Source organism: Bacillus benzoevorans, assembly GCF_014207535.1.
GTDB classification, from domain to species: Bacteria; Bacillota; Bacilli; order Bacillales; family Cytobacillaceae; genus Bacillus_BD; species Bacillus_BD benzoevorans.
Window position 1 is genome coordinate 197,368 of record NZ_JACHGK010000004.1, and the last position, 11,787, is coordinate 209,154.

At 43.2% G+C, this 11,787-nt stretch carries 7 protein-coding genes; 3 read left to right on the plus strand and 4 right to left on the minus strand.

From position 1 onward, the window contains the following. Positions 1 to 373 precede the first annotated feature (373 nt). Complete coding sequence (locus HNR53_RS08545; RefSeq protein WP_184524877.1) at positions 374 to 2,815, minus strand: Lon protease family protein; 2,442 nt, start codon at positions 2,813 to 2,815, stop codon at positions 374 to 376. Positions 2,816 to 3,177: 362 nt separating this feature from the next. Between HNR53_RS08545 and HNR53_RS08550 the strand changes: the two genes are divergently transcribed. Together HNR53_RS08550 and HNR53_RS08555 are read left to right on the plus strand one after the other, a co-directional pair. Continuing rightward, positions 3,178 to 3,750: a hypothetical protein gene (locus HNR53_RS08550; RefSeq protein ID WP_184524880.1), complete on the plus strand. Its 573-nt coding sequence runs from the start codon at positions 3,178 to 3,180 to the stop codon at positions 3,748 to 3,750. Between the two features lie 349 nt (positions 3,751 to 4,099). Continuing rightward, positions 4,100 to 7,024 carry an EAL domain-containing protein gene (locus tag HNR53_RS08555; RefSeq protein WP_184524882.1) on the plus strand — a complete coding sequence of 975 codons (2,925 nt, stop codon included), beginning with the start codon at positions 4,100 to 4,102 and terminating at the stop codon, positions 7,022 to 7,024. 35 nt (positions 7,025 to 7,059) lie between these two features. Here the strand turns inward: HNR53_RS08555 and HNR53_RS08560 are convergent, their stop codons facing one another. Genes HNR53_RS08560 through HNR53_RS08570 form a run of 3 tightly spaced genes read right to left on the minus strand, consistent with a single transcriptional unit; the run spans position 7,060 to position 9,845 of the window. Continuing rightward, entirely contained in the window at positions 7,060 to 7,500 is a 441-nt protein-coding gene (locus HNR53_RS08560; protein WP_343065303.1) for a YaaR family protein, read from the minus strand. A gap of 42 nt (positions 7,501 to 7,542) precedes the next feature. Further along, complete coding sequence (locus HNR53_RS08565; protein WP_184524884.1) at positions 7,543 to 7,842, minus strand: EscU/YscU/HrcU family type III secretion system export apparatus switch protein; 300 nt, start codon at positions 7,840 to 7,842, stop codon at positions 7,543 to 7,545. Continuing rightward, positions 7,839 to 9,845, minus strand: a complete 2,007-nt coding sequence (locus HNR53_RS08570) for a hypothetical protein (protein ID WP_184524886.1) — start codon at positions 9,843 to 9,845, stop codon at positions 7,839 to 7,841. Before HNR53_RS08570 ends, HNR53_RS08565 begins: the two co-directional genes overlap by 4 nt. A 197-nt stretch (positions 9,846 to 10,042) precedes the next feature. On the opposite strand from HNR53_RS08570, the gene HNR53_RS08575 reads away from it, so the two are divergent. After that, the gene (locus HNR53_RS08575; RefSeq protein WP_184524888.1) at positions 10,043 to 11,272 is read left to right on the plus strand and encodes an MFS transporter; all 1,230 of its coding nucleotides are present in this window, start codon (positions 10,043 to 10,045) and stop codon (positions 11,270 to 11,272) included. Positions 11,273 to 11,787: the final 515 nt, after the last annotated feature.

The window sequence follows — 11,787 nt, forward strand, 5'->3', positions numbered from 1 at the left end:
AGGACAGGATGACGCAGGAAACCAGAAAAGTTGTCTAATAGAAGGTCTCTAAAGGACAGGATGAGCCAGGAATCCAGGAAAGCTGTCTTATAGAAGACCTCTAAAGGACAAGATGACGCGGGAATCCAGAAAAACTGTCTTATAGAAGACCGCAAAAGGACAGGTTGACGCGGAAACCCAGAAAAGCTGTCTAATAGAAGTCCTCTAAAGGACACGATAAGGCGATAACCTAAAAAAACTGTCTTATAGAAGATCTCAAAATGGACCAGGTTTCTCTCGATGACAGTGAATTTTAACCCTTTTCCCCTTTATCAATTTCAATACAAAGAAAAAGCGCCGGGACACAGTATCCCCGCGCTTTTTCATGTTCTAATCAACGATTTGGTGTATTCGCAGCACTTGCGGCAGCGGCTTCGTACATTTTCTTAAAGCGTTCTTCCACCTTGGCGAAGATGGTATCCGGCGGGTACTGTCCGTTGACATCGCGGACATTGCCGGCGCTGACGCCTGTCAGGATTTCAATTCCTTCTGCAATATGGCCGATTTCCCAAATATGGAACTCACCTTTTGTCACGGCTTCAATCACTTCATTATCCAGCATCAGGTTTTGTACATTCTGCTTCGGAATGATAACCCCTTGTTTTCCTGTCAGTCCTTTTTCTTTGCAAATATGATAGAAGCCTTCAATTTTTTCATTTACACCGCCGATTGGCTGGATTTCTCCCCATTGGTTGACCGAGCCTGTCACGGCAATTCCTTGGTTTATCTGAACTTCGGAAAGTGAAGAGAGCAGCACATATAGTTCGGTTGAGGATGCACTGTCTCCGTCGATCGGGTTGTACGTTTGCTCGAATGTAATACTTGCTGAAAGCGGGATCGGTTTATTTTTCGCAAATTCGCCTGAAAGGAAAGCAGTAAGGATCAGCATTCCTTTGTTGTGAATCTGTCCGCTCATAGCTGTTTCCCGTTCGATATTCATAATCCCGCTCTTGCCGACAAAGGTTTGGGCGGTGATCTTCGTCGGAATACCGAAAACAGCGTCCCTCGTTCCCATGACTGCCAGCCCATTAATCTGTCCGACACGGTAACCGTCTGTGTCGACCATGATCGTGCCTTTACTGATCATCTCACGATACTGCTCGGAAATATGGTTGGAACGGTTGAATTGTTCCATGAGCGCCTTCTGAATATGACGGTCGTCGACTACTTCCATATTCGCCTTCTTCGCCCAATAGCTTGATTCAACCAGTACCTTTGTTATTTCCTGGAAGCGGGTAGAGAGCTTGGTCTGTTCTTCGACAAGGCGGGAGCTGTAGTCAATGACCTTCGCCACAGCGCTGCGATGGAATGGCAGAAGACCTTCCTGCTCAGCAAAATTTTTCACAAAGTAGGCCATCTTCTGACTGTTTTCATCATTTTTGTCCATGACGGTATTGAATTCAACTTTTACTTTAAATAGTTTATGGAAATCTTCATCTGCGGCTGAAAGCAAATCGTGTAAATAGTAGGAACCGATAATGATGACCTTGATATTTAACGGAATTGGCTCAGGCTTTAATCCCGATGTTGGGAAAAGACTGCGATCCTCATACGGATTTTCAATCGAGATTTTTTCCGTTTGCAGGGCTCTTTTTAACAGATTCCAGGCATATGGCTGCTGCAATAATTCAGTCGCCTGCAAAATTAAATAACCTCCATTTGCCTGGTGCAGCACACCGGACTTAATAAAGGTAAAGTCGGTCATATAGCTGCCAAACGAACCGCGATATTCGATCTTGCCGAATAAATTTTGATAAGTTGGATTGGTCTCATAAATAACCGGGGCACCTGTTAAGTTTTTATTATTAACAAATAGGTTCACTGTGTAGCGGTGCAGCTGCTGCTCTTTTGTCCCAACTAAAGAGTGCATTATATTTTCATCAGAGTCACTGTCATCATCCGGCAGAAAGATAGAGAAATGCTCAACCGCATCATATAAATAGGCTTCGATATAATCCAGAACCTTTTCATTATCTTTATAGCTTTCTTTTAGCGGTATAAAAAGACCTTCGATGGCTTTTGCTGACGTTTCACGCATAAACTGCTCCATCGCTTTTCGCAGTTCTTCGTTTATTTTTCCTATCTGATAGACGGTTTCCTGAACTTTCCCCTCGATTTGCTTTTCTTTTACTTTTAACATTTCTTTATTTTCATCAGACAAGGCTTCAAAGGCTGCGCGGTCCATCGGTTTGCCGAAGAGCAGCGGAAATGTATTGATGCCTGTTGGGGTCCGTTCAATTTTAAAGTTGAGTTCGCCGGCGAATTGCTCAGCATCTTCCCAAAACCCGCTGACTTTAGCGCGGTATTTTTCTAAAATCGTTCTTTTTCCTTTTTCATAGACTTCTCCGGAAAATGTAGACTGCATTTCCCGCTGGATATCGATTAACAGCGTTTCGATTTTGCGCTGGAATTGAACACCGCTTCCGGCAGGCAGAGAGATAACCAAAGGCCGATCGGGGTTTTCAAAGTTATAGACGTAGCATTGATCATCAGGTACGGTGCGGGTTTTCGCCATTCTTTCCACACTATCCTGTGTATAGGTAATTCTCCCGGTACCGGATGGTCCGACGACAAATAAATTATAGCCCGATTGTTCGACCGATAAGCCAAATTCCATCGCCTGTTCCGCACGGCTTTGCCCGATCATTTCCTTTGGCAGCTTTTCGAGATTGGTTGTCGTTTCAAAAGAGAATTGGCTGGCATCACACTCTAAACGAAGCTTAGTAACTGGCACACGATGAATGGACTTTACGTTCTCGTATTCTTCGATATTCATTAAAAAGTCCCCCGCTTTCTCATTCAATATCATCCTTTTGAAAAATTATGTCTGCTTTTGTCCGTTGGCATAGTCATTAAGATTAGAAGACAGCTAAACGAGTGCTCTCTGCCTGGCACGGCAAATCTTTCACGCCATTACAAACAGCAAAAGCTGCTGCTTCATTTAGTAAGAGAAACTTTCTAAGTATAATTTATTCGACATTTCTCCCCATATCCCTGCCTCTATTTTTCCAAACCATACTTTCGCAGAGGAATTTTATCGGTGAATGAGTTCTTCCCTGCATTTTTCAGTTTATTGTCATAATTGTAGTTTACCCTAATGAATAATAATACTTGATGTAGGAAAGGGGAGCTCGTGTGATGAGATACGCGAAATTATTAATGATTGTTTTTTTATTGCTGATTGGAATTGGTGCAGGTGCGAAGACGGTTGTGTTTGCAGACGATGATGACGATGAAAGGTATGAATATAACTATCAGGGTGAATATGGCAAGCATAGTGACGGCCGCGATGAAGAGGATGGACCATATGAGGAAATAGGAAAAATGCTCGGCTGGGGTACGGCTGCTGCGATGGGAGCCGCAGGCGTATTTTTCCCAATCAGAAGATCGATGAAATGGACCATTGCCAATTTGCCTAGTGCCAAAAGCTTCGTCATATCTCTGACTAAATTCTTAGGAAAAATTCATGTTCCGCTTGGAATTGCCGCATTGGTTATCAGCATTGTCCACGGTGTCACCATGTTTATGAGCGAAGGAGAATTGGAGGGCGAAGGGTTTATCGGTCTGGCATCCGTTATATTTATGGCCATTGCCGCTATATTTGGAGCAACATTAATGAAAAATAAAAAAGCAAAAACAGTGCGTACGATACACATTTCTTTGCTCGGATTAGCTCTGTTAATCGCCATCATTCATATATTTACAGCATAATAGTTTGCAGAAAAAACAGCCTTCACCGCCGGCGCTCTTTGATACAAAGACAACGGTCATGAAGGCTGTTTTTAATTTGTCTCCCTCACATGAACAAATGTCCATTTTCGGTGCCAGGCACCGATACTAGTTTGAATTTTCTGAAAAGTATATTCCTGGATATATTATGGTAAAATAGTATATGTTTATGTGTTCAATTTTATAGAAAACTACCTTTATACTATGACAATATGCTTAAATGGATAGATATGTTGATTTTCCAAACCATAATCGCTGTTGTGGATTTACATAATTTAATTTACTCCTATAATTTAAACTTCATAATACACTCAGGGGAGGGCAGTCATCCATGAAAAACTTCTTTCACAAGCACAAAACACCTTTTTTATACCATGAGGATTCTCTAGCAGATAGTCCGCCTCAAATTCAAGAACACTTAAATTCTATCATCAAGTTAGATAAGGACGGGAACCTTGTCGCATTCAATCAGGCCTTTGCCGCTCAATTCGGATATGGGGTAAAGGACTTTAAAAAACCCTTTTTTGAAATTTTCCTCCAAAATGACGCCTCTCTGGCGCAGCCATATTTTGAAAAAGCCCTTTTAGGGAATACACAGCAGTTCCATGCAGTCAGCTTCAAGAAAAACGGCATAAAAGTCGACGTTAATCTCACACTTGTTCCACTAGAAGATCAGACGGAAGCGATTGTTTACGCCGTGATAAATGATATTTCTGAGTATAAAGAATGGGAGAAGAAGCTGCATTTATCAAGAAAGGTGCAATCCTCCTTTAATGAACTTGAAAATATCTGCTATTTTTTCTACGATGCTATAAATGACCAATTTCATTTTTCAAAACAATTCCCGGAACTTTTCGGGATCAATGAGGACAGCAGCTATACCCCTGCCCATAAAAAAATGCTGCAATACGTTTATGCAGAGGATCAGGAAAACGTAAATCATATTTTTAAAGAAGCCTTGAAAAATAAAACGGGATATAAAGTGGAATACCGCATTCCGAAAAAGGACGACACCTTTCGCTATGTTTTTGAAAAAGCAGATATTTTACTAAATGCGAATGGTTACTTAGAAGGACTAACTGGCTTTATCCAAGACATTACCCATAGCAAATTGTATGACCAAATGATTGAAAAAGAAAAGCAGCTTTCTCTGCTGTCTGACATCCCCGATTTCAGTATTTGGACGATGAATGTTACTTCAGGCTTTACCACTAATAACTCAAAAGGAGTCGAACATATCACCGGGTATACAGCAGAAGAATTACAAAACGGCATCCAATGGACCTCTATTATCCATCCGCAGGATATTCAAAGATACAGGAAAGCCCTGCGTGTTTTGGGGACGGGGGAAACCTTCCGTCTTCAATACCGGATTATTCATAAGAACGGGACGGTGAAATGGATACAGGATTATATTATCCCTGTTCTTGACGGCAAGGGAAAATTAACCCAGATGAATGGAATCACTTCCGATGTCACCATTCAAAAAGGGTTAGAAGAACAAATTAAATTTCTTTCAAAATATGATCCATTAACAAAACTGCCAAACAGGCAATATTTTTATGAAAAAATAGAGCAGCTGATGTCAGAACATGCCGGAAAACAAAAATCTGCCATCATGATGCTAAATATTGACCGTTTCAAATATGTCAATGATACTCTTGGCTATGAAATCGGCGACCAATTATTGGTTAAGATTGCGGAAAGACTCGCGGAACAACTGACACCGCAAGATCTTCTCGCCCGCCAAGACGGTGCTCAATTCAGCATTTTAGTAGGCAGTGTGTCTTCCATGGACGCGCTAAGAACGCTGGCAGAAACTATTATTCATTGCTTGGAAGAACCTTTTCTCATTAAAGACTTTCAATTATATGTGACAGTCTGTATCGGGATCTCCGCATGTCCGGGGAAGGGGACTGAGTGTCTGGAGTTATTCAGAAATGCCGAACATGCTTTAACGAAAGCGAAAAAAGGCGGGGAAAACAAATATTATATCATTACCGATTCGAATAATATTCAATCCTATAAATGCTTCAGCATTGGACGGGATATTAAAAAAGCGTTAAGGAACGGGGAAATGGTGATGTATTATCAGCCGCGCGTCGATGCAAATACCAATAAAATGCTCAGCGCAGAAGCTCTCATCCGCTGGAACCATCCCGAGTGGGGACATATATCTCCGGATGAATTTTTGGGGATTGCTGAGGAAAACGGCTTAATCATTGATATCGATAACTGGGTCATTCAAGAGGTATGCCGGCAAATTAAACAGTGGAAAGATGCCGGACTGCCGCTTGTGCCAGTTTCCGTGAATATTGCCGCTGCGCACCTTACCAAACGAGACTGGCCGATTGAGGTGGCAAAATTCATTAAGGAAGCAGGCATTGAACCGCAGGATATTGAGCTGGAAATTACGGAGAACTCGTTGTTAAATAATGAAAGTATGGTTCAACAGGCGATTGAGATTTTCCAAAGATTAGGGATTAAAATAGCCTTGGATGACTTCGGAAAAGGGTATTCCTCCCTTTTATATTTAACCCAGTATCATTTTGATATTCTTAAAATTGATAAATCATTTATCCAAAGTATGCAGGATAGTGAGCGGGACTTATTTATCGCCAAATCGATTATTTATTTGGCCAAAGGATTGAATATTCGCGTCGTTGCCGAAGGCGTTGAAACAATGGATCAATTAGAAATCCTGAAAAAGGAAAACTGCCGAGAGATTCAAGGGTATCTATTCAGCAGGCCGGTGCCGGTTAGTGAGTTTGAACAGCTGCTGAAAAAAGAAATTCTGCTGCCTGTCGATCCGAAACAAAAAGCCGAGCGGAAAAACCGCCAGTATTACCGTCTGCAATTTCCTTATCCGCTTTCCTCCAGCATGCGGCTTATCTCCATTGCCGGGAAAGACATGCATCTGGGGAAATCAACGGTTTTGATTGATGATATTAGTATTGACGGACTCCGCTGTATTTCGACACTAAAGCTGCCAGTTAGAGGCGATGTCGTGTTTCAATTTGAAACGGAGGTTTTGCACACACCACTTCAATTTCTCGGCCGAATTGTCTGGAAGGAAGAACAAAACAATAACCTGGTGGAATATGGTTTTCAGTTTATGAACAATGAGGATGAGCAAGTGAAGTTGGATAGTACATTAAATAAATTCCTCGATCTGCAAAAAAAGAGCACAAAGCTCCCTCCATATCATTTGGTTAAAGAGGATAAGCTGCAGTATTTGCTGCGGATGAATTCCTAAACAGTTGAGTAAAAAAAAGGAATGCTGATCAATGATTATGAATAAATATTGATCAGCATTCCTTTTATTTCGCCTATTAAACTGAGCGTTTGCAGTCCTTCCTTTTCTTTGTTTAGGACTTCATTGGTAAGGTCGATGAGTTTTTTATCGACTTCTTTTACAAGTTTATAAATTTTTACCGAACCGCGGCGGTTAAAGCCCCGCTCCTCTGAAAACTCCAGCCCGTTTTGCACCGCATTCTCCAGAAACTCCTTGACAAGCTTTTTGTATTGGCGCAAATTTTCAACTGTCCGGGAATCCGAGAGCTTTGCCCCCTGCTTATCGATATCGTAGAGCATTTTATTCAGTTTATCGAGCTGAACCTCGCTCCGCTTTTGGTCCATAACCGACATAAATGATACCGAATCCTTTTCCACCTTTTCATTTAATCTCGCCTTAGCCGGGTGCGATTTTGAAACACGGTGAATTTCCATCATTTCACATCCTTTTTTTCGCGAAAAGTATATCCTACTTTTAGCTTAATACTTTTGGTCCACTTTTTCCAGCAGCTGAAAAATTTCGGCCATGACGGCATACAGCTGCGGCGGAACCCCTGCCAATTCCGTGTCAAGAAGATTGGCCACGAGGGTCGAGTCCTTTTGGATCGGCATATCGTTATCTATAGCGGTTTCGAGAATTAGCTGTGCCAATTCACCCTTTGCACTCCCGATTACTGATAGCTGCCGTACGTTTTCACTGTCATACTGCAGAACAGCAGCAGACGGTCCGCCGCTCTTTTTTCGCTTCATTAAATTGAAGTAGTGTCTGTTCGTCATCATATAGAGAAATCAAATCCTTTCTTTACAGCTGCAGGAGCCTTTCGTGTTTCGCTTGCTGCGCTCGTTGGCTGTTCTCCTGTTGGCATCGTACTATTAGTAAAAGCCCCGTACTGAATCGCCCCGGTATGATAGCCGATTTCCTGCAGGCGCTCTAATGCTGCCCCTGTCAGCGGCTCCATTTTTGCCTGAAAAAGCTCCTGGTCATTTTTAAAAGTGAGAGATAATTGGCGGTTTTGCACATGGACCATAATCCCGATCTCTCCCATTTTCTTTGTTTCCAGCACAAAATAGAGGCTGCAATTTTCCCAGTCCAATGTTTCGCCTTGTTTCTCAGAAGAAACATAGACTTTAATGTTTTCCATTTTATTGTTCAAAAGAAGCGGGAGCTGCAGATAAAGCTGCTGCATTCCTGTTGCTTCCGATTTATTGAGCAGCTGCTGTCCGGTTAAATGGGCAATGGTTTGCTCGGCATCGTGTCCCGAACTGGTGTAGCTGCTTTCGCTTTGCAGGAACTTTATTAACGCTGCCTTTAAATTGAGCTCCTGTTCTGACTGCTGCATGGCATTGTGCTTCGTTTGCGGGTCTAATGGCAGAACTGTCCTTTCCGGGTCCTGCTTTAGTGATGCGTTCAACCTGCTCAGCTGTTCCTGTTTTGGCTGCAGCAGGTTGGCGGCTGCGTCCAGTTCATGAGTCAATCCTAACGCCTTGATGTTCTCGAAGATTTGACGGGCGCTTGGCTGCTTTATTGCCGGCGGTTTGACCGCTTGTTCAATCTGAGTCTTGATTGTTTGCTTTAAAGTATTCTGCCGGGGAAGTGATTGCTTTAACAAATCCTCTGTAAAATGCATGATTTTTACATTTGCCGGCTTGAATTGAATCTTGTCTATTAATCCTTTTATCTCTTGAACAATCGCCTTGGTCTCAGCAAGGTTTCCTTTTTCGATGAGTCCCCCCGCCTCAGCCAGTCTGCTGCTGGCTGTGAGCAGATGCTTTTCTGTTTCCATATCGGCGTACAGCATCATGTCGCTTTTTAAAATAACTTGATTCAGTTTGTGGATCGTATTCTCAAGTGTTTGTTTCGCGGTAGCACGGTTTTGTTTCGAATTTGTACTTTTGGCGAGCTGCTCCAAGTTCAGTGAAATGCTGCGCTGTTCTTTTTTAAAATCTGCTGCAAGACCTGCGAGCCTTTTGGTTATTTCCGTTACGATGATTTTTTTTGCCGGCACTGCTTGCTGTGTATGGACAACTTCTGCTGCTAAGGTCTGGTCGATTTGGGTTTCTGGTGTTCCATCATTTTTCTCTGCCATGAACTCCATGAACCACTTTTCTACCGCACTGTACAGGTCTCCTTTTCCTTCTAACGCCTGATTAATGACCTGGAACTCTTTTTCCGGCAATGCGGTTTGTGTCTCCAGGCCAATTGGAATGCCGAGACTTTGTGCTAACTGCGCTAAGGTTTCAGCTGTATTTTTTCCATGAAGGGTTTGGTGAACAGCGTGGAGCTGGGATACGGACAGCTCGAGTTTTTTCTCCAGCATGGTCGCGATCGTTTTCAGTTTTTCCGATATGGTTCCCGGTTCTTCAGCCAGAAAATACTGCAGATTGGTGAGGATTTCCTCATTAACGGTTCCGCCGCTTGCCGCCGCCCGCTTTGCTGCAGCGAGTAAGTCCCTGTTTGTTTCAAAGGGAAAACCGGCATTCGCCATCATCGTTTTCAGCGAATCGGTTATATTTGTGATTCCCGCGGGCTGGCTGGCAGTGGGACGGACGACAAGCAATCCCTTTTCATTCACAGCACCGATCACGGCGGTCAACCGGTCTCCTGAAGGCATTTTCCCTTCAAACTGGACCTGTACCTCCTGCCCCTTGATCACAGCGACGGCTTCCTCGTTTCCTATTCTGGTTTTTATCAGAAGAGAGCAGACTTCACCTTGTTTAAGCGGTGAAGCAGACTGCTCGCGTTGAGGCAGGGAATTTGCGTTTATCCCCTTCATTATTTGCATGACCGTCACTCTCCGAACTAGTAATCTATTCGTATTATCGGTTAAATATCGATTTTTTGAACTATGATTTTAAGTGGGTTTATCTGGCAAAAATGTTGCTAGTCTATAAATAAGTTCTTATAATAAATAGTTATCACAGTGGATTTGCTGTTTTTTAGTGTTTTATATTTTAAGATTGGAAGAAGGCCTTTAATCATATGAGTCAGTCAAAGCTCTGGACAAAGGATTTTATCATCATTTCATGTACAAATTTTTTCACCCATATTGTTTTTTACACATTGATGACCACGATGGCGCTATATGTAACGAAGGAGTTTCAAACAAACCAAAGTATCGCGGGGCTGGTGGTTGGAATTTTTGTCCTCGCCTCGGTTGTGGCTCGTTCGGTGATCGGGAAGTATTTAGATACCATCAACCGTAAAAGGGCCTTTATTTGGTCTTTAATATTGGGTGTCATCGCAATGGGGCTGCATTTAGTTGCGGCAAGTTTAGCACTGCTAATGGTCATCCGCTTTATTCACGGGTTGTCGCATGGCTTAATTACGACCACAGCAGGTGCGATTGTTGCTGACTTGATCCCGGATGAACGCCGCGGAGAAGGTACCGGTTATTATTCCACGGCCATGAATATTGCGATGGCGGTTGGTCCTTTTTTAGGGATTCTCATCAGTCAGCACGCCGGATTTCAAACGATTGTGCTTGCGGGGACTATTACTGCCGTGGTCAACATAATTTTCGCCCTATTTCTAAAAGTGCCAAAATTCACACAGGTAAATAACAAGGAGAAGGCAGTGGTACAGGATGCTGTCGGAGGCTGGTTTAAGCTCGGAGGCTTCATGGAGCCAAAAGCACTCCCTATTTCTGCGATCATGTTTGCCCTTGCTTTCACTTATGCCAGCTTGCTTTCATTTGTATCGATTTACGCCGCTGAGATTGATTTGGTGCAGGTATCAAGCTTTTTCTTTCTTGTTTATGCAGCGGCATTGATCGTGACCCGCCCGTTTACCGGGAAATGGTTCGACCTTTATGGCGCAAACAAAATGAATTATCCGCTGCTGGCCGTTTTATCTTTAGGGTACTTGCTGCTCAGCCTTGCGAATAATGGATTCTTTTTCCTCTTATCCGCGGCATTGATTGGGGTTGGCTACGGAACATTGCAATCAAACTTCCAGGCGATTGCGATTCAGGAATCACCGGGAAACCGTAAAGCATTGGCGACCTCCACGTTTTATATCCTAATTGATTCATCGCTCGGAGTTGGTCCGTATATTCTTGGGTTCGCAGCGCAATGGATAAGTTTCCGCCAATTATATATCGCAATGGCGGTGTGGATTCTGGTGTCCATGGGGCTGTATTACATAGCACACGGGCGCAAGGCAGCCGGTGTGCGGGATAGCTGGCATGGTAGGGTTCGTCAAAGAGTTTAATAGGATTGGAGCTTTTGGGGTTTAGGGAGTCTCACTTGGTGGGGCTCTTTTTTTGTGTGGGGTGAGAGCAGGATTTCATAGCGGCTGTAATGTCTCGGTCCTCCTCCCGTTTTCTAGGTGAGGGTGTGCGAATGGGCACTAAGTTCGGACAGCTTTTCTGAGTTCCAGCCTTATCCTGTCCTTTTGAGGCCTTCTATTAGACAGCTTTTTTGAGTTCCAGCCACAACCTGTCCTTTAGAGGCCTTCTATTAGACAACTTTTCTGGGTTCCAGCCTTATCCTGTCCTTTAGAGGCCTTCTATTAGACAGCTTTTCTGAGTTCCAGCCTTATCCTGTCCTTTAGAGACCTTCTATTAGACAGCTTTTCTGAGTTCCAGCCTTATCCTGTCCTTTAGAGGCCTTCTATTAGACAGCTTTTCTAAGTTCCAGCCTTATCCTGTCCTTTAGAGACCTTCTATTAGACAGCTTTTCTGAGTTCCAGCCTTATCCTGTCCTTTAGAGGCCTTCTATTAGACA

What these genes read in the sequence shown, in the direction of transcription:
- HNR53_RS08545 (WP_184524877.1), bottom strand. Translation starts at nt 2,815, where the DNA reads ATGAATATCGAAGAATACGAGAACGTAAAGTCCATTCATCGTGTGCCA.
- HNR53_RS08550 (WP_184524880.1), top strand. Translation starts at nt 3,178, where the DNA reads ATGAGATACGCGAAATTATTAATGATTGTTTTTTTATTGCTGATTGGA.
- HNR53_RS08555 (WP_184524882.1), top strand. Translation starts at nt 4,100, where the DNA reads ATGAAAAACTTCTTTCACAAGCACAAAACACCTTTTTTATACCATGAG.
- HNR53_RS08560 (WP_343065303.1), bottom strand. Translation starts at nt 7,500, where the DNA reads ATGATGGAAATTCACCGTGTTTCAAAATCGCACCCGGCTAAGGCGAGA.
- HNR53_RS08565 (WP_184524884.1), bottom strand. Translation starts at nt 7,842, where the DNA reads ATGATGACGAACAGACACTACTTCAATTTAATGAAGCGAAAAAAGAGC.
- HNR53_RS08570 (WP_184524886.1), bottom strand. Translation starts at nt 9,845, where the DNA reads ATGCAAATAATGAAGGGGATAAACGCAAATTCCCTGCCTCAACGCGAG.
- HNR53_RS08575 (WP_184524888.1), top strand. Translation starts at nt 10,043, where the DNA reads ATGAGTCAGTCAAAGCTCTGGACAAAGGATTTTATCATCATTTCATGT.